General features: G+C 64.9%; 16 protein-coding genes and 2 pseudogenes. 11 read left to right on the top strand and 7 right to left on the bottom strand.

Annotated features, from left to right (window positions below; translation table 11 throughout):
- Positions 1–7 precede the first annotated feature (7 nt).
- The 4 genes from B2R83_RS23070 to B2R83_RS23050 all read left to right on the top strand — a co-directional run bounded on the left by B2R83_RS23070 (position 8) and on the right by B2R83_RS23050 (position 3,784).
- Complete coding sequence (locus tag B2R83_RS23070) at positions 8–751, top strand: response regulator (protein WP_292045428.1); 744 nt, start codon at positions 8–10, stop codon at positions 749–751.
- Positions 752–1,305: 554 nt separating this feature from the next.
- Positions 1,306–1,563 carry a BTH_I0359 family protein gene (locus B2R83_RS23060; RefSeq protein ID WP_027865841.1) on the top strand — a complete coding sequence of 86 codons (258 nt, stop codon included), beginning with the start codon at positions 1,306–1,308 and terminating at the stop codon, positions 1,561–1,563.
- A gap of 75 nt (positions 1,564–1,638) precedes the next feature.
- The gene (locus tag B2R83_RS23055) at positions 1,639–2,415 is read left to right on the top strand and encodes a class II glutamine amidotransferase (protein ID WP_292045417.1); all 777 of its coding nucleotides are present in this window, start codon (positions 1,639–1,641) and stop codon (positions 2,413–2,415) included.
- A 100-nt stretch (positions 2,416–2,515) separates the two neighbouring features.
- On the top strand, positions 2,516–3,784 hold the full coding sequence (locus tag B2R83_RS23050) for an EAL and HDOD domain-containing protein (protein WP_292045415.1): 1,269 nt from the start codon (positions 2,516–2,518) through the stop codon (positions 3,782–3,784).
- Positions 3,785–3,791: 7 nt separating this feature from the next.
- Here the strand turns inward: B2R83_RS23050 and B2R83_RS23045 are convergent, their stop codons facing one another.
- Together B2R83_RS23045 and metH are read right to left on the bottom strand one after the other, a co-directional pair.
- Entirely contained in the window at positions 3,792–4,166 is a 375-nt protein-coding gene (locus tag B2R83_RS23045) for an SPW repeat protein (protein WP_292045413.1), read from the bottom strand.
- Positions 4,167–4,275: 109 nt separating this feature from the next.
- Entirely contained in the window at positions 4,276–8,046 is a 3,771-nt protein-coding gene (gene metH, locus B2R83_RS23040) for a methionine synthase (RefSeq protein WP_292045410.1), read from the bottom strand.
- Between the two features lie 243 nt (positions 8,047–8,289).
- Between metH and B2R83_RS23035 the strand changes: the two genes are divergently transcribed.
- Positions 8,290–8,523 (top strand): BrnA antitoxin family protein, encoded by a 234-nt coding sequence (locus B2R83_RS23035; RefSeq protein ID WP_027865836.1) that lies wholly within the window; start codon positions 8,290–8,292, stop codon positions 8,521–8,523.
- 30 nt (positions 8,524–8,553) lie between these two features.
- On the opposite strand, the gene fmt is transcribed toward B2R83_RS23035, so the two are convergent.
- The gene (gene fmt, locus B2R83_RS23030) at positions 8,554–9,501 is read right to left on the bottom strand and encodes a methionyl-tRNA formyltransferase (RefSeq protein WP_292045408.1); all 948 of its coding nucleotides are present in this window, start codon (positions 9,499–9,501) and stop codon (positions 8,554–8,556) included.
- An 11-nt stretch (positions 9,502–9,512) separates the two neighbouring features.
- The gene (gene def, locus B2R83_RS23025) at positions 9,513–10,052 is read right to left on the bottom strand and encodes a peptide deformylase (protein WP_292045406.1); all 540 of its coding nucleotides are present in this window, start codon (positions 10,050–10,052) and stop codon (positions 9,513–9,515) included.
- A 276-nt stretch (positions 10,053–10,328) separates the two neighbouring features.
- On the opposite strand from def, the gene B2R83_RS23020 reads away from it, so the two are divergent.
- From B2R83_RS23020 to B2R83_RS23010, 3 genes are all read left to right on the top strand, one after another.
- Positions 10,329–11,438 carry a LysM peptidoglycan-binding domain-containing protein gene (locus tag B2R83_RS23020; RefSeq protein ID WP_292045404.1) on the top strand — a complete coding sequence of 370 codons (1,110 nt, stop codon included), beginning with the start codon at positions 10,329–10,331 and terminating at the stop codon, positions 11,436–11,438.
- Positions 11,439–11,446: 8 nt separating this feature from the next.
- Positions 11,447–12,580, top strand: a complete 1,134-nt coding sequence (dprA, locus tag B2R83_RS23015) for a DNA-processing protein DprA (protein ID WP_292045402.1) — start codon at positions 11,447–11,449, stop codon at positions 12,578–12,580.
- A 228-nt stretch (positions 12,581–12,808) separates the two neighbouring features.
- Positions 12,809–13,267: a DUF494 family protein gene (locus B2R83_RS23010; protein WP_036210414.1), complete on the top strand. Its 459-nt coding sequence runs from the start codon at positions 12,809–12,811 to the stop codon at positions 13,265–13,267.
- Between the two features lie 39 nt (positions 13,268–13,306).
- Here B2R83_RS23010 and B2R83_RS23005 read toward each other — a convergent pair whose 3' ends face one another.
- Together B2R83_RS23005 and B2R83_RS23000 are read right to left on the bottom strand one after the other, a co-directional pair.
- Positions 13,307–13,777, bottom strand: a complete 471-nt coding sequence (locus B2R83_RS23005) for a MarR family winged helix-turn-helix transcriptional regulator (RefSeq protein WP_292045386.1) — start codon at positions 13,775–13,777, stop codon at positions 13,307–13,309.
- Positions 13,774–14,634 (bottom strand): CPBP family intramembrane glutamic endopeptidase, encoded by an 861-nt coding sequence (locus tag B2R83_RS23000; RefSeq protein WP_292045384.1) that lies wholly within the window; start codon positions 14,632–14,634, stop codon positions 13,774–13,776. Before B2R83_RS23000 ends, B2R83_RS23005 begins: the two co-directional genes overlap by 4 nt.
- 335 nt (positions 14,635–14,969) lie before the next feature.
- On the opposite strand from B2R83_RS23000, the gene B2R83_RS22995 reads away from it, so the two are divergent.
- Positions 14,970–17,645, top strand: a complete 2,676-nt coding sequence (locus B2R83_RS22995; protein WP_292045382.1) for a DNA topoisomerase III — start codon at positions 14,970–14,972, stop codon at positions 17,643–17,645.
- 68 nt (positions 17,646–17,713) lie between these two features.
- Here the strand turns inward: B2R83_RS22995 and B2R83_RS22990 are convergent, their stop codons facing one another.
- Positions 17,714–19,093 carry an alpha/beta hydrolase family protein gene (locus tag B2R83_RS22990; RefSeq protein ID WP_292045379.1) on the bottom strand — a complete coding sequence of 460 codons (1,380 nt, stop codon included), beginning with the start codon at positions 19,091–19,093 and terminating at the stop codon, positions 17,714–17,716.
- A gap of 240 nt (positions 19,094–19,333) precedes the next feature.
- On the opposite strand from B2R83_RS22990, the pseudogene B2R83_RS22985 reads away from it, so the two are divergent.
- Together B2R83_RS22985 and B2R83_RS24085 are read left to right on the top strand one after the other, a co-directional pair.
- Positions 19,334–21,036, top strand: a pseudogene (locus tag B2R83_RS22985) (methyl-accepting chemotaxis protein).
- A 168-nt stretch (positions 21,037–21,204) separates the two neighbouring features.
- A pseudogene (locus tag B2R83_RS24085) lies at positions 21,205–21,447 on the top strand (DUF4062 domain-containing protein); the annotation flags it as partial.
- Positions 21,448–21,457: the final 10 nt, after the last annotated feature.

Genomic DNA, 21,457 nt, shown 5'->3' with positions numbered 1-21,457 from the left:
TAGAACGATGGCGAACATACTCGTAGTTGATGATGAAATGGGCATTCGGGAGTTACTCTCGGAAATCCTTGGCGACGAAGGCCACGCCATCACGCTGGCGGAGAATGCGCAGCAGGCCCGCGAGGCGCGCGCCGCCGGCGCTCCCGACCTGGTCCTGCTCGACATCTGGATGCCGGATACCGACGGCGTCACCCTGCTCAAGGAATGGCAGCGCGACGGCCTGCTCACCATGCCGGTCATCATGATGTCCGGCCATGCCACCATCGACACCGCCGTCGAAGCGACCCGCATCGGCGCCCTGAATTTCCTCGAGAAGCCGATCGCCCTGCAGAAGCTGCTCAAGGCCGTGCAGCAGGGCCTGACCCGTGCGCAGGAAGTGGCGCGCGCCCCCATGGCGGCGCCGCGCCCGGTCGCAGCCGCCGCCGTTCCCGTGGCGGACAGCGGCGCCGGCGCAGCCAGCGTCGCGGCCGCCCCGATGTTCGCGCAGGCGCCGCAGCAGATGGCCAACGGCTCGCGCCTGGTCCATGCGATTTCGCAAGGCGAGGGCACCGGTTACACGCTGTCCTTTGACCTGCCGCTGCGCGAAGCCCGCGACGCCTTCGAGCGCATGTACTTCGAACACCACCTGGGCCGCGAAGGCGGCAGCATGACGCGCGTGGCCGAGAAGACCGGCCTGGAACGCACCCACCTGTACCGCAAGCTCAAGCAGCTCGGCGTCGAGCCGGGCAAGCTCGCCAAGAAGGGCGTCTGATTGGCCGGACCCGTTCCGGTTACCCTGGTCACCGGTCGCAGTGCCGGCGCACGCGAGGCGGCCATCGCCTCGCTGCTCGACGCAGCATCGCCTCCCGCGCCTGCGGGCGCGGCACGGACCGCCCCCTTCAGCGCCGTCATCCTCGAAGGGCTTGCTTCAGGCAGCTCACCCATCCCCGACTTGTCCTCTGTCAGACTTGTCCGACTCGCACCCGGGTGCGTGTGCTGTACCGGCAACCTGGTTTTGCGTGTAACATTAAATCGACTGTTGCGCCAAGGCCCGGAACGCCTGTTCATCGGTGTGGCGAGCAGTGAGCATCTTGATCAGTTGCGATCGTGGCTGCAAGCAGCGCCATACGATCAGCTGTTGGCACTGAACCCGACCCTGCAAGCTTGACATCTTTGCTTACACAGCGTGTCCTTGAAATCGGTTCAGCAAGCCCCACCTCTTAACCGAAGTGATCAGCCAACTGCCTGCCGCCAAGCGGTTGGTTCACTATCGGGTGGCTCGGATAGCCGAGGCACCCCTCACTCTGATCGAGAGAAGGAGTCATCATGAACATGATCTACAACAGCGAACAGTACAGCGTCGTCGAATTTGGCGTGGATCGCGACCTCGAAGCACTGCGCTTCGGCGGATACGAGATCGTCGACAAGGCCGGCCGGCGCGAAGCGTTCATCGGCGGCAAACTGGCTCAATCTTTCCGCCGCGATGTGAACAACCTCATCGCCAGCGAGCCGACCATGGAAGAAATCGACGACTTCCTTGGTTCCTACGACACCCTGATGAGCCAGCCGGTCGTGCTGCACTAATCATCAGGAAGGGCTACTACGGTTCCGGGACGTAGTAGCTCCACCGGCACCTCTGGGCGTGTTAAGCTGCGCGCCATGTGCCAACTCCTCGGAATGAACTGCAACGTCCCCACGGACATCGTTTTCTCCTTCACCGGCTTCGCCCATCGCGGCGGACGCACCGATACCCACCATGACGGCTGGGGCATCGCTTTCTTCGAAGGCAAGGGCGTACGCCACTTCGTCGACCACCAGGCCGCCGTCGCTTCGCCGATCGCCGAACTGATCAAGCGTTACCCGATCAAGTCCACCAACGTCATCGCCCATATCCGCAAGGCCACCCAGGGCCAGGTCGCGCTCGAGAACTGCCATCCCTTCGTGCGCGAGATGTGGGGACGCTACTGGGTGTTCGCCCACAATGGCGACCTGAAGGACTTCGCGCCCGTGCTGCACGGCCCGTTCCGCCCGGTCGGCACGACCGACAGCGAGCTGGCCTTCTGCTGGCTGATGCAGAGCCTGCGCGACGAGTTCGGCGACGGATCTTCGCGCAGCGCGCCCTCGCTCGCCGAACTGCGCGCCGCCCTCGAAAAACTGGTGCCGCAAATCGCCGCCCATGGTACCTTCAACATGATGCTCTCGGACGGCACCGCGCTGTTCACCCACTGTTCGACCAAGCTGTGCTACATCGTGCGCCAGTATCCGTTCGCCGCGGCCCACCTGTCGGACGAAGACCTCTCGGTCGACTTCTCGCAGGTGACCACGCCGAACGACCGGGTCGCCATCATCGTGACCGAACCCTTGACCAACAACGAAACCTGGACCCAGTTTGCACCCGGTGAACTGAAGCTGTTCGTGGATGGGCTGCCACAATAATGGCAAAAAGCTATGATTCCATTGATAAATTAATGCCAAAAATCCACTAACAGGGGCGGATACGGTAAAGTAGCCCTGTTCGCGAGCCCATCCAGACGACATGACCGATACCGCCAGCCATGACCAGCCGCTGAAACTGCGCAATTTCTACCTCGGGCGCCAGCCGGTGCTCGACCGTAACCAGGCGCTGTTCGGCTACGAACTCCTGTTCCGCGGCAGCGCCCAGGGCCCGGCGCAAATCGATTCCGGCCTGTCCGCCAGCGCCGGCGTGATCCACCATGCTTCGCAACTGGGCCTGCCGCGCGCGATCGGCGACGCCACCGCCTTCCTGAACGTCGACACCGACGTGCTTCACAGCGACATGTTCGCCTTCCTGCCGCGCGAACGCACCGTGCTCGAGATCGTGCGCTCGGTGGAGCCGAACGACGCCGTCATCGGGCGCATGACCGAACTGTCGCAGCACGGCTTTCGCTTCGCGGCGGAAGCCTCGGCCCATGGCGCCAGCCTGGCGCGCCTGCTGCCCGTGATCGACTACGTCAAGATGGACCTGCGCGAACTGCCGGTGGTGACCCTGCTGTCGCTGGCGCCGCGCCTGCGCGGCACCGGCAAGCGCCTGGTGGCCGAAAAGGTCGAGACTCACAGCGAATACCGCACCTGCCTGGACATCGGCTTCGATTATTTCCAGGGCTATTATTTTGCCAAGCCGACCGTGATCGCCGGCCGCAAGCTGTCGCCTTTGCAGGCGGCGGTGCTGGACCTGTTGAACCTGGTGACCTCGGACGCCGACAATGCCGAGATCGAGCGCGCCGTGAAGAAGGACGTGACGCTCGGCCTGAACCTGCTGCGCCTGGTGAATACGCCGGCGGCCGGGGCAGGGCGCAAGATCGAGTCGGTCAGCCAGGCCCTGATGCTGCTGGGGCGCCGCCAGCTGCAGCGCTGGCTGCAGATCCTGCTGTACGCCGAGCCGGGCGTGCGCGGCCACAACCTCAGCCCGCTCCTGATGCTGGCCACCACCCGCGCGCGCCTGATGGAACTGCTGGCGCAGCGCCTGCGTCCCGGCCAGCGCAACGTGGCGGAGATCGCCTTCACGGTGGGCATGATGTCGCTGATGGACACCCTGTTCTGCATCCCGATGCAGGACATCGTGGAACAGATCCCGGTGATCGACGAAGTGCGCCATGCGCTGCTGGTGCGCCGCGGCTTCTTCGGCGAGCTGCTACGCCTGGCCGAGTCGATCGAGCGCATGGACGATGCGCAGGACGAGGTGGCGCCGGCGCTGCACGAACTGTCGATGGATGGCGACGACCTGGCCGAGCTCGAGATCTCGGCCTTCGAGTGGAGCGACAAGGTCGTTCGCTACGCTATCTAAGCCTACCTTACGTGACGCCGGAACGCGTCCACTGGCTGTGCAGCTCCGGATCCGTGCGCAGCTCCCACACCCCCAGCACGACCGTCGCGATGCCCGCCAGGACCAGGCTCCAGGTCATGGGCGGATCGCGCACGACCCCGACCAGCCAGGGCGAGACCGCCACCCACACCCCCACGACGATATTCAGCAGCACGGCCCAGACATAGGTCCTGACCAGGTCGAATGCGGCCAGCAGCGCGATGATCGCGCCCGCGATGTAAGCGTTGATCGCCGGGGGCGAATAGGAAGGATAGCCGAGCGCCCAGGGCGACATGAACAGCCAGACGCCACTCACGACCATGAGCTGGTCCTGCCAGTGCCGGGACGACGGATGTATCGCCATGATGTGATCCTCCATGCGTGGACGTCGCATTGCTTGGACAATGCTGCGGCGTGGAAGTTTGCAGAGGGCAGGGAAACGCCGCCGGCATCGACCGGCGGCGCAGGGAGGATCAGGACAGGTTCGGTGCCAGGTAACGCTCGAGTTCGCTCTTGTCCATGCCGCGACGGCGCGCCATGTCCTCGAGCTGGTCTTCGCCGATCTTGCCGACCACGAAGTACTTCGAGTCCGGGTGGGCAAAATAGAAGCCCGACACCGCGGCGCCCGGGTACATCGCGAAGGACTCGGTCAGTTCCATGCCGATCTCTTCCGCCTGCAGGGTGCGGAACAGCTCGGCCTTGACGGTGTGCTCCGGGCAGGCCGGGTAACCCGGCGCCGGACGGATGCCCTGGTAAGCTTCCTTGATCAGCGCCTCGTTCGACAGGTCCTCGCCCGCCGCGTAACCCCACAGGTCGGTACGCACGCGCTCGTGCAGGTACTCGGCAAAGGCTTCGGCCAGGCGGTCGGCCAGGGCCTTGAGCATGATCGAGGAATAGTCGTCGAGGGCCGCTTCGAAGCGCTGCTCGTGCTTCTCGATCCCCAGGCCGGCGGTGACCGCGAACATGCCGATGTAGTCGGCGATGCCGGAATCCTTCGGCGCCACGAAATCGGACAGGCACTGGTTCGGGCGCTGCTCGCCGTCCACCACCGGCTTGACGCCCTGCTGGCGCAGGCCGTACCAGGTGAAGGCGACTTCCTCCCGCGATTCGTCGGTATAGATCTCGATATCGTCGTCGTTGACGGCGTTGGCCGGCAGCAGCGCGATGGCGCCGTTGGCGGTCAGCCAGCGGCCTTCGATGATCTTCTTGAGCATCGCCTGGGCTTCCTCGAACACCTTGGTGGCGGCTTCGCCCACCACCTCGTCGGTGAGGATGGCGGGGTAGGGGCCGGCCAGGTCCCAGGTCTGGAAGAAGGGGCCCCAGTCGATGTAGCGCGCCAGTTCGCCCAGCTCGACGTTCTTGAAGACGCGGCGGCCGATGAACTTCGGCTTCACCGGTGCGTAGGCGAGCCTGGCCTTGTTGCCGCGCGCCTGCTCGAGGGTGAGCATCGGCAGCGCCTTCTTGTTGGCGTGCTGCACGCGGATGCGCTCGTAATCCTCCGCGAGCTCGATGATGTAGGCGTCGCGCGTGTCGTCGGTCAGCAGCGACTGGCCCACCGACACCGAACGCGAGGCGTCCGGCACGTAGACCACCGGGCCTTCGTAGTGCGGCGCGATCTTGACGGCGGTGTGGGCGCGGCTGGTGGTGGCGCCGCCGATCAGCAGCGGGATCTTCTTTTCGCGGAAGTAGGGATCGCGCTGCATCTCGCGCGCCACGTGCGCCATCTCTTCCAGCGAAGGCGTGATCAGGCCCGACAGGCCGACGATGTCGGCGTTCTCTTCCTTGGCCTTGGCCAGGATGTCGGCGGCCGGGACCATCACGCCCATGTTCACGATTTCGAAGTTATTGCATTGCAGGACCACCGAGACGATGTTCTTGCCGATGTCGTGCACGTCGCCCTTGACGGTCGCGATGACCATCTTGCCCTTCGGCTTGGCGACGATGCCGGTACGGCGTTCTTCTTCCGCCTTCTCTTCTTCGATAAAGGGCACCAGGTGGGCCACGGCCTGCTTCATCACGCGCGCCGACTTGACCACCTGTGGCAGGAACATCTTGCCCTGTCCGAACAGGTCGCCGACGATGTTCATGCCGTCCATCAGCGGGCCTTCGATCACGTGGATCGGACGGCCGCCGGACGCCAGGACCTGCTGGCGCATCTCTTCGGTGTCCTCGACGATCCACTGCGTGATGCCGTGCACCAGCGCGTGCGCCAGGCGCTTCTCGACCTTCGCCTCGCGCCACTCCAGGTTCTGTTCCTGCTTGCCGGCGCCGGCCTTCAGGGTGCCGGCGAATTCGATCATGCGCTCGGTGGCGTCCTCGCGGCGGTTCAGCACCACGTCCTCGACGCGCTCGCGCAGCTCGGCGGGCAGGTCGTCGTAGACGCCGACCATGCCGGCATTCACGATACCCATGGTCATGCCGGCCTTGATCGCGTGGTACAGGAACACGGTATGGATCGCCTCGCGCGCCGGGTCGTTGCCGCGGAAGCTGAACGAGACGTTCGACACGCCGCCGGACACCTTTGCGTGCGGCAGGTTCTTGCGGATCCAGGCGGTGGCTTCGATGAAGTCCACGGCGTAGTTGTTGTGCTCTTCGATGCCGGTGGCGATCGCGAAGATGTTCGGGTCGAAGATGATGTCTTCCGGCGGGAAGCCGACCTTCTCGACCAGCACTTGATAAGCGCGGGCGCAGATCTCGGTCTTGCGCGCGAAGGTGTCGGCCTGGCCCTGTTCGTCGAAGGCCATCACGATGACGGCGGCGCCGTAGCGGCGGCACAGCGTCGCCTGGCGGATGAATTCTTCTTCGCCCTCTTTCAGCGAGATCGAGTTGACGATGGCCTTGCCCTGCACGCACTTCAGGCCGGCCTCGATCACGCTCCATTTCGAGGAGTCGATCATGATCGGCACGCGCGAGATGTCCGGTTCGGACGCGATCAGGTTCAGGAAGCGCGTCATTGCGGCCACGGAGTCGAGCATCGCCTCGTCCATGTTGATGTCGATGACCTGGGCGCCGTTCTCGACCTGCTGGCGCGCCACCGACAGCGCCTCGTCGAACTGCTCGTTCAGGATCATGCGCGCAAAAGCCTTGGAACCGGTGACGTTGGTGCGCTCGCCGACGTTGACGAACAGCGAACTGTCGTCGATGGTGAAGGGCTCGAGGCCCGACAGGCGCATCGCGACCGGGACCTCAGGGACCTGGCGCGGCGGCGACGCTTCGAGAATCTTCGAAATGGCGGCGATGTGGTCCGGCGTGGTGCCGCAGCAGCCGCCGGCGATGTTGATGAAGCCGGCGTCGGCGAATTCGCGCAGCAGGGCCGAGGTGTCGCTGGGGAGCTCGTCGAAACCGGTGTCGCTCATCGGGTTGGGCAGGCCGGCGTTCGGGTAGATGCACACGAAGGTATCGGCGATCGTCGACAGCTCTTCGGCATACGGGCGCATCAGCGCGGCGCCCAGTGCGCAGTTCAGGCCGACGGTCAGCGGCTTGGCGTGGCGCACCGAGTTCCAGAAGGCGGCCACGGTCTGGCCCGACAGGATGCGGCCCGAGGCGTCGGTGACGGTGCCCGAGATCATGAGCGGCAGGCGCGGGGTTTCCGGGTGCTCTTCGAAGTACAGGTCGATCGCGAACAGCGCGGCCTTGCAGTTCAGGGTGTCGAAGATGGTCTCGACCAGCAGCACGTCGGAACCGCCGTCGACCAGGCCGCGCACCTGTTCATGATAGGAGGCGACCAGCTGGTCGAAGGTGATGTTGCGGAAGGCCGGGTCGTTCACGCTGGGCGAGATCGAGGCGGTCTTCGGGGTCGGGCCAAGGGCGCCGGCCACGAAGCGCGGCTTGTCCGGCGTACTGTATTTGTCGCAGGCGGCGCGCGCGAGCTTGGCGGCTTGCACGTTCATCTCGTAGGCGAGATGCGCCATGTGGTAGTCGTCCTGCGCCACGCCGGTGGCACCGAAGGTATTCGTTTCGATCAGGTCGGCGCCGGCGGCGAGGTAGCGCTCGTGGATCTCCTGGATGATGTGCGGCTGGGTGAGCGTGAGCAGCTCGTTGTTACCCTTGACGAAGAGCTCGCGCTGGCCGGCGCCTTCCGGCGCGCTGAAGTCCTTGAAACGCTCGCCGCGGTAGGCGGCTTCATCGAGCTTGTACTGCTGGATGATGGTGCCCATCGCGCCATCCAGGATCATGATGCGGCGCTTCAGGATGTCGCGCAGCTGGGAATCGATCGGGGAAATGGAGCGAAGTGGGGCGTTCATGGTGTCGTCTTTCTACGGCTTTACAGGCCGTTTACTATTGGGCGGTCTACGATTATACGTCAGGACGCCGGCTTGCTCTGCGGAGGGCGAAAATGCGATCCGCGTATGTATCTTTATGTATTGATTTCGCCGACTGTTACATGACGTTACAAAACCTAACACATCCGCAATCTTTACGTTACATACACGGACGACAATTAACGCGTCGTCACAGGTTGGCGAAGCTTTTAACGGGATGATTGCATGAACAAAGAATATGAGCCGGATTGGGACCAGCCGGTGAACCGCATCGAAGAACCGGCTGTCGCCGTGAAGCCCCAAACGATCAACGGCGTGAAACAGATCGTGACGATCCGTTTGGACGTGGACATGCTCGAATGGTTCAAGTCGGCGGGTCCGGGTTACCAGACCCGTATCAACCAGGTACTGCGCGAGTACATGGACGCCCAGCGCACGGCTGGGTCGCAAGAGAAGTGATGTATCGGGGCGAATGCCCCGATTTTCTTTTCAGGAGAAGACTTTTCCGCCCAGCGGGAAACTCTTGAGGAATTCCGCCGCAGCCAGGCGTTTGCCGCCAGGCTTTTGAAGTTCGGTCATGCGCAATGCACCGCTGCCGCAGGCGACCACGATGCCCCCCGCATCCGCCGCCAGCACCTGGCCCGGCGACCCATTTCCGGATGCCAGCTCCGCATTCCACACCTTGACCGTCACGCCGTCGACCAGCCCGTGCGCACCCGGGAAGGGATTGAAGGCGCGCACCCGGCGCCACAGCACGTCGGCGTCCAGGGCGAAATCCAGCTTCGCTTCTTCCTTGCTGATCTTGGCGGCGTAGGTCACGCCGGCTTCCGGCTGCGGCACCGCCTCGAGCTGGCCCTGTTCCATCTTGCGCAGCGCCTCGACGATCATGCGTCCGCCAAGCATGGCCAGTTTGTCGTGCAGGCTGCCGGTGGTGTCCGTGTCTTCAATGGCGACGCGTTCGATCAGCATCATCGGCCCGGTGTCGAGGCCTTCTTCCATGCCCATGATGGTCACGCCGGTCTCAAGGTCGCCGGCTTCGATCGCGCGGTGGATCGGCGCCGCGCCGCGCCAGCGCGGCAGCAGGGAACCATGGATATTGATGCAGGGCTTGATATCGAGCGTGCTGCGCGGCAGGATCAGGCCATAGGCCGCCACTACCATCACGTCGTAATCGAGCGCCAGCAGGCGCTCGTGGGCGGCGCGCGCTTCCTCGGCGCGTTGCGGGTCCTTGGCGTCCATGCGCAGCGACAGCGGCTGCGCCACGGGCATGCCGTGCGCCAGCGCATACTGTTTCACTGCCGAGGCCTGCAGCTGCATGCCGCGCCCGGCCGGGCGGTCAGGCTGGGTCAGGACCAGGGGAATCTCGAAGCCGGCCTCGTGCAGGGCACGCAGGGCGACGGCGGCGAACTCGGGCGTGCCGGCAAAAACGAGCTTCATCGGGGCCCCTGTCAGCGGCGGGCGCTGCGCAGGGCGGCTTCGCGCTCCATGCCGCGCTCTTCCTTCTGCAGCTTGGCCTTGATGCGGTTGCGCTTGAGCGGCGACAGGTACTCGACGAAGACCTTGCCCATCAGGTGGTCCATCTCGTGCTGGATGCACACGGCCAGCAGGCCGTCGGCGTCGAGCTCGAATTCCTTGCCTTCGACGTCGTAGGCCTTGACCTTGACGCGCGCCGGGCGCTCGACGCCATCGTAGATGCCGGGCACCGACAGGCAGCCTTCGTCGTAGACCTGCTTCTCGTCGCTGGCCCAGGTGATTTCCGGATTGACGAAGACCAGCAGCTGGTCGGTGGTTTCGCTGACGTCGATGACGACCACGCGCTCGTGCACGTCCACCTGGGTGGCGGCCAGGCCGACGCCCGGTGCGTCGTACATGGTCTCGGCCATGTCCTTGACCAGCTGGCGCAGGTGCTCGGTGCCGAATTCGGTGACCGGCTTGGCAATCTTGTGCAGGCGTGGATCAGGGTAGCGGAGGATCTTCAGTAAGGCCATGGTCGAAAAAGTAAGAGGAGATAGGTGTTCAATAAGATTGTTGCGCGCGTACAGAAATGCAACACATCCCCGATCCTGCAAGACGCGGTTTGTCTTGCTAGTTCAGGGATTTATGTGCAGAATTTGATTCAGTACGGCAACCTTTTGTCGATCAGAGCGGGTCATCGTGCTGTCTCTTTCCAGCAGACGATGCGCGCTGCCAGCCCTTCGGTGTCAAAGCCGCAATCCATGTGCGCCAAGCGGACGCAACGACGGACACAATGACGGAAATAAGCAATGAAAAATTTTAGCACAGTCGTGACCCGCGCTGCTGCCGCGGCCCTCGTCGCGTGTGCCGTGGCCGGCCCGGTCCAGGCCGCTCCAGCATCGTCCGCCGCTTGCGCTTTCCGCCCCAACGCGCCCGACCAGCATGTCGTGGTCAAGGGCGATACCCTCTGGGATATTTCCGCCACTTTCTTGCAGAACCCCTGGTGCTGGCCTCAGGTGTGGGGCATGAACCGCGACGAGATCCGTAACCCGCACTGGATCTATCCCGGCCAGGTCATCTATTTCGACCGCACCCGTGGCCGCCTGTCCCTGACCCGCCCAGGAAGCGGCGACGGCAGGGGCGAGCCGCCCATCACCAAACTGTCGCCGCAGCTGCGCAGCGAATCGCTCGAGCGCGACGCCGTGCAGTCGATCCCGGCCGGCATGATCGAGCCTTACCTGACCCAGCCGCTGGTGGTCGAAGCCAATGCCTTGGCCGGCGCCCCGCGCATCGTCGCGTCGCAGGAAGGCCGCGTCTACCTGGGCACGGGCGACCGCGTCTACGTCAAGGGCGAGCTGCAGGGCGGCAAGACCTTCCAGGTATTCCGTCCGAGCGGCCCGCTGCGCGATCCGCAGACCCGCAAGGTGCTGGCGCACGAGGCCGCCTACCTGGGCACCGTCACGCTCGACCGCGAAGCGGCGCCGGGTGTGGATGCGCATACCTTCCGCGTTGCCGAGACGCGTCAGGAAATGGGCGTGGGCGACCTCCTGATCCCGATGCCGCCGACGCCGGTGCGCAACTACATGCCGCATGCGCCGGCCCAGCCGGTCGATGCGCGCGTGATGTCGATCTATGCGGGCGTGACTTACGCCGGCCAGAGCCAGGTCGTCACTGTCAATCGGGGCGCAGTTGACGGGCTCGATGTCGGTTCCGTGCTGCAGCTCTATCATCTCGGGAAGACGGTGCCGGACCCGGCCAGCAAGGGCGTGCTCGGCTTCGGCAAACGGACGATCAAGCTGCCCGACGAGCAATATGGCAGCCTGTTCATTTTCCGCGTGTTCAGCAATGTCTCGTACGGACTGATCATGCAAGTGACGGCGCCGGTGGAAGTCGGCGACGTGGCGCGCTCACCGGAGTAACGCTTACCGTGCAGGACACGGCCACCCATACTGCTATTTCCAGCCCACCGGATTCCCGCGCCATCGCCGACTGGATACGGCTGGAAGGAACGGCAAGCGTGGGGTGCCGCACCGGCCGGTTGCTGCTGGACGTCTTCGGCTCGCCCGCGGCAATCTTCCGCGCCGGCCATGCGGCCCTGGCCGCTCATGTGCCGGCCGCGCAGGCCGCCGCCTTGTGCGCGCCGGTCTCGGCCGGGATCGCGCGGCAGATCGAGCGCACGCTGGCCTGGCTGTCGGAAGCGAACCGCCACCTCCTCACGTTGCACGACCCCGGTTATCCGCCAAGCCTGCGGCACATCCCCGATCCGCCGCTTCTCCTTTATCTACACGGACAGCGAGCCTTGTTGTCCTCGCCCATGATCGCCGTGGTCGGCAGCCGCAATGCCAGCACGCAGGGCAGGGCCAATGCGGCAGGCTTTGCGGAAAGCTTGTCGCATGCGGGTCTGTGCGTGGTATCGGGCATGGCGCTCGGCATTGATACGGCAGCGCACGAAGGCGCCTTGCGCGGTCCGGGTTCGACCATCGCCGTCATCGGCACCGGAGCAGACCGTGTCTACCCGGCGCGCAACCGCCCGCTCGCGCACCGCATTGCGGACGAAGGCTGCATCCTCAGCGAATATGCACTCGGCACCCCGCCGGTCGCCGGCAACTTCCCGCGCCGCAATCGCATCATCAGCGGCCTGGCGGCCGGCGTGCTGGTGGTCGAGGCGGCGGCGCAGTCGGGTTCCCTGATCACGGCGCAGATGGCGGCCGAGCAGGGGCGCGAAGTCTTTGCGCTGCCCGGGTCGATCCATTCGGCGCTGGCCAAGGGTTGCCATCAATTGATCCGCGAAGGCGCGCAACTGGTCGAGACCGTGGACGAGGTGCTGGCCGCGCTGCGGGTCTCGCCGCTCGTGCGGCAGGCTGCAGCGCTACCCGTCGCTGCCGGCGACGATGTGCTGCTGGCCGCGCTGGGTCACGATCCGGTGGAACCCGATGCGCTGCTGGCGCGCCTCGGTCTTGACGCCGGTGCGCTGGCCGGCGAACTGCTGGCGCTCGAGCTGGCCGGGCTGCTCGAACGCTTGCCCGATGGCCGTGTGCAGCGGGTGGTGCGTGCCGCGTGAATACGAGAAAGTACGGCTGTTCTCGTCATGCACGATGCATGAAGGCAGTGCGAAAAAGAGTATTCTTCTTGCGATATTTTTTGTGAAATGCTTGGCCTTAATTTTGTTAAAAATCGACAAAACTGATTGAACGGATAAGGCCACGAAACAACGTTTTTTACGTAGAGGGCGCCACGTGGCGTGCCAGGCTTGTGCCTCGGCGAGCTTAGCTGCTACAGTAGCGTCACTATGTTCGACATCCTGGTCTACCTCTACGAGACGTACTATCGTCCTGACGCCTGCCCCGAGCCGGCGGCCCTGGCACGCAAGCTGTCCGCCGTCGGTTTCGATGACATCGAGATTTCCGAGGCGCTGGACTGGCTCTCCGGGCTGACCGAAGTGGCAGTTTCCGACGCCATCGATGCCTGCACCGGCATCCGCTACTACGTGGACGAAGAATATATCGAACTGGGTAGCGCCGCGATCGGCTTCATCCAGTTCCTCGAGAGCGCCAAGGTGCTCAGCCCCGTGCAGCGCGAGATCGTCATCGAACGCGCCTTGGCCTGTGACGAGTCGCCGGTGGCGCTCGGCAAGCTCAAGATCATCGTGCTGATGGTACTGTGGAGCCAGGGCAAGGAACCCGATGCGCTCATGTTCGACGACCTGTTCGGCGACGACGACGACCAGGAACCGCGCCTGCTGCACTGAGCAGCGCATCGAGAAGGAACGGGCCGCAAGGCCCGTTTTTCATTTGGGCGCCTGCGCGGCGCCGGCCTTGCGGATCCGTTCCCCGAACGATTCCTCCTTCAATGCGTCGATCGCGTCGCTCAGTGCCTCCGACAAGGGATAAGGCAGTTGCGCATCCAGGCTGGCTGCAGCCGCCGCCGTCGCCTTCCAGCACGCCTTCAGCCGGGGCAGCATGGCGCGTCCCGCGTCGCTCAGCGTGACCATCTTCCGGCGACCATCGAGCTTGCCCGCGCTGGCCACCAGCAAGCCTTCCTTGATCATCAGCGCCACCGTCTGCGTGGCCGCCGGCTGCGTGATGCCGGCGCGCACCGCGATTTCGCCGATCGTCAAGGGCTCGTGCGCGAGCAGGGTGCGCATCACGGGCGTATAGCGCGGCCGGTAGGCCAGGCCGGCGTCGAGGTAGGACTGTTCGACCGCGCCGTCGAGCAGTTCGATCAGGTGGCGCAATTGCGTACCGAGGCCCTGTTTCATGGCCGCGGCAGGATGTGGCCGGCGCGTAGCGCGCGGCGCAGCAGCACGGCCGTGGCCAGCCCCATCACGATGAAGGTGATGGCCGAGCCTTCGAGCCCGTAGGCGCCGCCGGTCAGCCATTCCGGCCCGGTGAGCTGGCCCTGCAGCATCCCACGTGCCGGACTCCCGGAGGTCGGCAGCGAGAACACGCCGTCGGAGATGAAGTTCCAGGCGAAGTGGGCGCCGACGGGCAGCCACAGGCGCCGCGTGGCCAGATAGGCGGCGGCGAACATCAGGCCGGCCAGCGCCGTGTTCAGGACCGCAAGCAGGGTGATGCCGGCATTCGGCAGGTGCGCCAGTGCGAAGATCACGGCCGACAGCGACAGGGCCCACCAGCTGCCGAGCGAGCGCTCGGGCAGGCGGAACAGCACCCCACGGAACAGGATCTCCTCGACCAGGGCGACGAAGACCATCTCGGTGAAGGACTTCGCCAGGATCGTCCAGTCCCCAAGGCCGGTGAACCCGTAGCTGCCGCTTGCCGCCAGCACGCCGACCACCGCTAGGAAGGTCGCCGCGCCGACGGCCAGCCCGGCGCCGAGTTCGCGCATGCCCGCCGGGCCGCGCAGCTCCGACAGCACGCGCCGCTCGATGCGGCGCACGTAGAGTGTATAGCCGCCGTAAGCCACGAGGCCCGCCAGCAGGGGTGGCCAGTAGGCGCGCATGGACTTGTCGGGGATCTGGCTGGACAGCACCAGCACCAGCGCGACCGGCACGCAGACGGCCAGCAGTGCCAGCAGGATGCGCACGAGCGTGAAGCGGGTGAGGCCATGGCTCGGTGCGGCCGGGGAAAGGGTGGGCGAGGCGGTGATGGTGTTCATGAACGCTCCCTGGAGAACAGGTTTGTCGGCTGACGAGACAATCATATAAGCGCTTATATAAATTGAAAAGTCTTATTTTTCCTGCATGGCCGGGCGGCCGGTTTTCCCGGGTGGGGCAGGGGCCAGTCTGCCGTTTTGCACCAAAGCGGCGAGCACGCAAAGCGAGGCCTGTCCCGCTGCGCACACTTGCGGTGCGGCTGTCATCGCGCTTATCATTGGCCGCTCAATCCAGACTGTTACTATCCAGACACTACGGTTTTGACAACCGTCCAGCCTGCAAGCATGTATGATGCGCGGGCAAAAGCCACTTATATATAGAGCACCCGAGAAACACTATGACCAAATCCCTCATCATCGCAGAGAAGCCGTCGGTCGCGAACGACATCGCGAAGACGCTGGGCGGCTTCACCAAGCACGATGAGTACTTCGAATCCGACCAATACATCCTGTCGTCCGCCGTCGGCCACCTGCTCGAGATCACGGTGCCCGAGGAGTACGACGTCAAGCGCGGCAAATGGAGCTTCACGCACCTGCCGGTGATCCCGCCGTACTTCGCGCTGAACCCGATCGCCAAGACCGAGTCGCGCCTCAAGGTGCTGAACAAGCTGATCAAGCGCAAGGACGTCACCACCCTGATCAACGCATGTGACGCGGGACGCGAAGGAGAACTCATCTTCCGCCTGATCGCGCAGGCCGCCAAGGCCAAACAGCCGGTCAAGCGCCTGTGGCTGCAGTCGATGACGCCGAACGCGATCCGCGAGGGCTTCGCCCACCTGCGCAGCGACGAAGAGATGCTGCCGCTGGCCGACGCCGCGCGCTGCCGCTCCGAGGCCGACTGGCTGATCGGCATCAACGGTACCCGCGCCATGACCGCCTTCAATTCAAAAGAGGGCGGGTTCTACTTGACGACGGTAGGCCGGGTGCAGACCCCGACCCTGTCGATCGTGGTCGAGCGCGAAGAGAAGATCAAGAAGTTCGTCCCGCGCGACTACTGGGAAGTGCGCGCCGAGTTCGTGTGCGCCGCCGGCGTCTACGAAGGGCGCTGGCTGGATACGAACTTCAAGAAGGACGAGAACGATCCGGAGAAGCGCGCCGAGCGCCTGTGGAGCCGCGCCGCCGCCGATTCGATCGTCGCCGCCTGCCGCGGCAAGCAGGGCGTCGTCACCGAGGAGTCGAAGCCGACCACCTCGATGGCGCCGGCCCTGTTCGACCTGACCAGCCTGCAGCGCGAGGCCAACGGCCGCTTCGGCTTCTCGGCCAAGAACACGCTCGGCCTGGCCCAGGCGCTGTACGAGAAGCACAAGGTGCTGACCTATCCGCGTACCGATTCGCGCCACCTGCCGGAAGACTACATCGCGACCGTCAAGAACACGCTGGAGTCGCTGAACGAGACCAACAACTACCAGCAGTTCTCGAAGCAGGTGCTGAAGAACGGCTGGGTCAAGCCGAACAAGCGCATCTTCGACAACACCAAGATCTCGGACCACTTCGCGATCATCCCGACCGGCGTCATCCCGAAGAACCTGACCGAGCCGGAACAGAAGCTGTACGACCTGGTCACGCGCCGCTTCCTGGCCGTGTTCTTCCCGCCGGCCGAGTTCCTGGTGACGACCCGCTTCACCGAAGTCTCGGGCCACCAGTTCAAGACCGAGGGCAAGGTGATGACCAACCCCGGCTGGCTGGCCGTGTACGGCAAGGACACCACCGGCGACGACAAGGACGGCGCCAACCTGGTGCCGGTGCAGAAGGGCGAGAAGGTCCTGGCCGACAAGGTCACGCCGAACGGCCTGGTGACCAAGCCCCCCGCGCGCTACACCGAAGCGACGCTGCTGTCGGCGATGGAAGGCGCTGGCAAGCTGGTCGACTCCGACGAGCTGCGCGACGCCATGGCCGGCAAGGGCCTGGGCACGCCGGCGACGCGCGCGGCCATCATCGAAGGCCTCTTGACCGAAAAATACCTGGTGCGCGAAGGGCGTGAACTGATCCCGACCGCGAAGGCATCGCAGCTGATGACGCTGCTGCGCGGCCTGGGCGTGAACGAACTGACCGCGCCCGAGCTGACCGGCGAGTGGGAGTTCAAGCTCTCGCAGATGGAGAAGGGCAAGATCTCGCGCGACGAATTCATGCGCGAGATCGCGCAGATGACGCAGATTATCGTCAAGCGCGCCAAGGAATACGACAACGAGACCATCCCGGGCGACTACGCGACCCTGAAGACCCCGTGCCCGAACTGCGCCGGCGTGGTCAAGGAAAACTACCGCCGCTTCGCCTGCACCAAGTGCGACTTCTCGATGTCGAAGACGCCGGGCAGCCGCCAGTTCGAGATCGCGGAAGTCGAGGAGCTGCTGGAGAAGCGCACCATCGGCCCGCTGCAGGGCTTCCGCTCGAAGATGGGCCGTCCGTTCGCGGCGATCCTGCGCATCGTGCGCGACGAGGACATCCAGAACTTCAAGCTCGAATTCGACTTCGGCCAGGACCAGGACGATGGCGAGGAAGGCGAGGGCGTCGACTTCACCGGCCAGACCGCGCTCGGCCCCTGCCCGAAGTGCGCCAGCGGCGTGTACGAGATGGGCCTGGCCTACGTGTGCGAGAAGACGGTCGCCAAGCCCAAGGCCTGCGACTTCCGCAGCGGCCGCATCATCCTGCAGCAGGAGATCCTGCCGGAACAGATGGCCAAGCTGCTCAACGACGGCAAGACCGACCTGCTGCCGGGCTTCGTTTCGCAGCGCACGCGCCGTGCCTTCAAGGCCTTCCTGGTGCGCGGCAAGGACGGCAAGATCAGCTTCGAGTTCGAGGAGCGCAAGGCCAAGCCCGCGGCAAAAGGCAAGGCCGCTGCAGCCGACGGCGCCGCGGATGGCGCGGATGCCGCCGATGGCGCGGCAGCACCGGCGGTGAAGGCGGCGCGCAAGACCGCGGCCAAACCCGCGGCCAAAGCGGCCACCAAGACTGCCGCCAAGACGGCCGTGCGCAAGCCGGCGGCGAAGAAGATTGCGTCGGCGGCGAAGAAGTAAGCGCTGCGCTTCAGCCAGCGGAAAACGCGAACCCTCGGGTTCGCGTTTTTTATTTCATGCCGGCGGTTTTACCTGACCGTCTCCAGGATCCAGTCGCTGACCAGCGCGAGCGTGGCCGGCGCGAAGCTCTCTGCGATGTCGAAATACTCCGAGCTGGCGCCGGTCGGCGCGGTCTGGAACAGGTGGTTCAGTCCCGGCAGCTCCTTCACGGCGGCGCGCGGGTTGTCCTTGAGCGCCGTGCGGATCGCGCCGAGGTTCATGGCGGCGGGCACCTGGAAATCGCGTTCGCCGTTCAGGACCAGGACCGGCTGGCGGACGGTCTGCAGCACGGGACCGGGTTCATGCCTCAGGAAGGCATGGAACCAGGGCGTGGAAAACGCCTGGACGCGCCGCATGCCCGTCCCTGCCGGGAGCGTGCCATTGCGCTCGGCTTCTTCCATCGCCTGGCGCGCCTTGTCGGTGGCAGCTTGCAGTCGCGGTTCCGAGGCCAGGGCCGCGAGCAGCGCGCGGTTCAGTGTGCGTTCCCTGGCCAGCATCTCCTCCGGCATGCCCTGCGCCCTGGCGCCCAGGGCCAGCTGTTCGACCATGAGCAGTTCGCCCCGCACGCCCGGCGCTGCCAGCATCACGACGAAGGCCAGGCCCGGATCGCGCGCGGCCACCAGCGGTGCGATCAGCCCGCCCTCCGAATGGCCGACCATGCCGATGCGCCGGGTGTCGACCTCGGCGCGGCTGCGCAGGAAACGCACGGCAGCCTCGGCATCGGCGGCGAAATCGAAGGTGCTCGCATCCTTGTACACGCCGGTCGACTTGCCGACGCCGCGTTTGTCGTAGCGCAGTACGGCGATCCCCTGGCGGTTCAGGTAGTCGGCCAGGACCACGAACAGCTTGTGCTCGGCCACGTTTGCAGTACGGTCGAGCGGGCCGGAGCCGTGCACCAGCACGACTGCCGGGAACGGGCCCTTGCCCTGCGGGACGCTGAAGGTGCCGGCCAGCCGGTCCTGGCTCGGAGCATTGTCGAAGCTGACCTCGCTGCTCGTATAGGCCGGCTGGCGCGCGGCAATCGCCTCTTCTTGCGGGCGCTTCGGTTTCCGGGCGTCGGCATCGGTGCGCGCGAGGCTCAAGGGAGTGCTCTGGCCTCCCTGGCTCCAGGTGCCGACCCAGGCCTTGGCCTCGTCGTTCCAGCGCGCCGTGAAGCCGGCGTTGAGCGCGAGCAGTCTGAAACTGATCTGGTCCTCGCTGACCGCGAGCTGGTCTACCTTCGTGACCAGGCGCTGCTGCGGAACGCTCAATGTGCCTTCCCAGCGTCCTTCCGCTGCCTTGTCGAACTGCAGGAAAACGCTCAGGGAGTTCGCAATTCGGCCTTTCCAGTGGCCGGCAGCATCTTCGGCCTGCGCAGGACCGGCACTCATGAGGAAGGCGGCCAGCAGGCTGGCGGGTAGCGATTTCATGCGGTCTCTTTCCTTGGTTTCGAAACAAGGAATGTAACCGCGCAGGAAACCGGACACAACAATGAGGCAGCAGTTGATTCCTCCTGCATACGCTGTTGTAAGCCTTCGCCAAAGCACAAAAATTTGCTTTTCATTAATCCCATGTTCCGGTAATAATCGAACAGGGTTTATCCCGCCAGTTTCATCATTCGGTCCCGCCCCACGGCATAACTCTTACAACGAAAAGACCCGTCTGACCCCATGAAGCTCTCCGACCTGAAAATCGCGACCCGCCTGTACCTCGGCTACGGCATCCTGATCGGCATCACCTCCATCGTCGTCGCCATCGCTTACGGCAACGTCACCGCGCTCGATTCCGCCAACGACGCCAACGTGCACACCTACAAGGTGCTGGCCGAAGTCGACGGCGCCATGGAGGCGCTGGTCAACATCGAAACGGGCGAGCGGGGCTATGCCTTGACCGGCCAGGAGGCCTCGCTGCAGCCCTACACGGCCGGCCTGCAGGAATTCCAGCAGCACCTCGAGCGGGCGCTGGCGCTCACCGCCGACAACGAGGCGCAGCAGGGGCGCCTCAAGCAGCTGGCGCAGCACCAGCGCGACTGGATGGCGCACGCCATCGAGCCGGTGATCGCCCAGCGCCGCGCCGCCGTCGGCGACGACCTGTCGCAGGTTGTCGCGACTGTCAGGGAGGGCAAGGGCAGGGCAGGCATGGATGCCATGCGCGCGACGGTGGCGCAGATCAGGGCCGCCGAAGACACGCTGCTGGCGGAGCGCGCGGCGCAGATCGGCGAAGCGCGTTCGGCCATGCGCCGCACCCTGATCGGCGGCGGCCTGATCGCCGCGGTGCTGGCGGTCTTCATGGCCTACCAGCTGGGCCGGAACGTCAGCATCCCGCTGGGCCGCGCGGTCGGCCTGGCGCGCAGGGTGGCCGAGGGCGACCTGACCGCCGAGGTCAAGGTCCGCACCCGGGACGAAGCCGGCGAACTGATGGCCGCGCTGAAGGACATGAACGCTTCCCTGGTGGCGATCGTCTCGAAGGTGCGCGCCGGAACTGAGACCATCGCGACCGCGGCCAGTGAGATTTCGGCCGGCAACCACGACCTTTCCAGCCGTACCGAACAGCAGGCTGCGTCGCTCGAGGAAACCGCGTCGTCGATGGAAGAGCTGACCTCGACCGTCAAGCAGAACGCCGACAACGCACGCCAGGCCAACCAGCTGGCCGCGAGCGCCGCCGACACCGCCGCACGCGGCGGCGAAGTGGTGGCCGAGGTGGTGACCACGATGGGCTCGATCAACGAAGCCTCGCGCAAGATTGCCGACATCATCACCGTCATCGACGGCATCGCCTTCCAGANNAGACCAACATCCTGGCGCTGAATGCGGCCGTGGAGGCGGCGCGCGCCGGCGAGCAGGGCCGCGGCTTCGCGGTGGTGGCGGGCGAGGTGCGCAACCTGGCGCAGCGCTCGGCCGCAGCCGCCAAGGAGATCAAGGGCCTGATCGGCGACTCGGTGTCGCGCGTGGAAGCCGGTTCGCGCCTGGTGGACCAGGCCGGCCGCACGATGGATGAAGTGGTGGCGAGCGTGAAGCGCGTCTCCGACATCATCGGCGAGATCGCAGCGGCCAGCGACGAGCAGCGCGAGGGCATCGAGCAGGTGAACGGCTCGATCGTGCAGATGGACCAGGTGACCCAGCAGAACGCGGCGCTGGTCGAGCAGGCCGCCGCCGCCGCGGCCGCGATGCGCGAGCAGGCCGCCGGGCTGGCGCAGCTGGTGGATACCTTCCAGATTGCGGAGCAGGGGCGGGCGCAAGCGCCGGTGAAAGCCCTGCCGCGCATGCCGGCACGCGCAGCACTGCCGCGTGGCCGCAAGACGGCGCAAGGCGGCCGGCAGCCCGTGAAGGCGCAGGCTTCAGCCGAGGCTGCCGAAATCGCCGAGGTAAATTAAGAGCCCTGGCAGACCATTGGCTTGCTCTCAGAAAGGTAGCAACACCGCAAACCGAGACAAACGTCGGCGTTTAGCCAAAAGAGGTAATTGACCAGACGTAAACGTATTTTGATTGTCGATTAGGAACTAGGGGTGTAAGTGGAAAAGAGATATTAGGTTTTCGTAAGCAGCACATTCCGTGATCTTGAGGATGAGAGGCAGGAAGTCATGCACGCACTCCTTGAATTGGATTGTATACCATCCGGCATGGAGCTTTTCCCAGCTGCGAATGAAACTCAGTGGAACCTGATCAAGAAGGTGATAGACGACTGTGACTACTACGTTTTGATTCTTGGCGGGCGCTATGGCTCGATTGGGCCTGAAGGCATTAGTTACACGGAGATGGAGTATCGATATGCACGGCTTTGTTGAGCAAATTGAG

The organism is Massilia sp. UBA6681 (genome assembly GCF_002454935.1).
Classification (GTDB): Bacteria; Pseudomonadota; Gammaproteobacteria; order Burkholderiales; family Burkholderiaceae_D; genus Telluria; species Telluria varians.
This window is presented reverse-complemented; position numbering and strand designations above follow the sequence as displayed.

Bases quoted from the DNA above. Each gene is read 5' to 3' on its own strand.
- B2R83_RS23000 (WP_292045384.1), bottom strand. From the start codon at position 14,634: ATGAACACCATCACCGCCTCGCCCACCCTTTCCCCGGCCGCACCGAGC.
- B2R83_RS23035 (WP_027865836.1), top strand. From the start codon at position 8,290: ATGAACAAAGAATATGAGCCGGATTGGGACCAGCCGGTGAACCGCATC.
- def (WP_292045406.1), bottom strand. From the start codon at position 10,052: ATGGCCTTACTGAAGATCCTCCGCTACCCTGATCCACGCCTGCACAAG.
- B2R83_RS23020 (WP_292045404.1), top strand. From the start codon at position 10,329: ATGAAAAATTTTAGCACAGTCGTGACCCGCGCTGCTGCCGCGGCCCTC.
- B2R83_RS23045 (WP_292045413.1), bottom strand. From the start codon at position 4,166: ATGGCGATACATCCGTCGTCCCGGCACTGGCAGGACCAGCTCATGGTC.
- B2R83_RS23060 (WP_027865841.1), top strand. From the start codon at position 1,306: ATGAACATGATCTACAACAGCGAACAGTACAGCGTCGTCGAATTTGGC.
- B2R83_RS22990 (WP_292045379.1), bottom strand. From the start codon at position 19,093: ATGAAATCGCTACCCGCCAGCCTGCTGGCCGCCTTCCTCATGAGTGCC.
- B2R83_RS22995 (WP_292045382.1), top strand. From the start codon at position 14,970: ATGACCAAATCCCTCATCATCGCAGAGAAGCCGTCGGTCGCGAACGAC.
- B2R83_RS23070 (WP_292045428.1), top strand. From the start codon at position 8: ATGGCGAACATACTCGTAGTTGATGATGAAATGGGCATTCGGGAGTTA.
- B2R83_RS23010 (WP_036210414.1), top strand. From the start codon at position 12,809: ATGTTCGACATCCTGGTCTACCTCTACGAGACGTACTATCGTCCTGAC.
- B2R83_RS23005 (WP_292045386.1), bottom strand. From the start codon at position 13,777: ATGAAACAGGGCCTCGGTACGCAATTGCGCCACCTGATCGAACTGCTC.
- B2R83_RS23055 (WP_292045417.1), top strand. From the start codon at position 1,639: ATGTGCCAACTCCTCGGAATGAACTGCAACGTCCCCACGGACATCGTT.
- metH (WP_292045410.1), bottom strand. From the start codon at position 8,046: ATGAACGCCCCACTTCGCTCCATTTCCCCGATCGATTCCCAGCTGCGC.
- B2R83_RS23050 (WP_292045415.1), top strand. From the start codon at position 2,516: ATGACCGATACCGCCAGCCATGACCAGCCGCTGAAACTGCGCAATTTC.
- fmt (WP_292045408.1), bottom strand. From the start codon at position 9,501: ATGAAGCTCGTTTTTGCCGGCACGCCCGAGTTCGCCGCCGTCGCCCTG.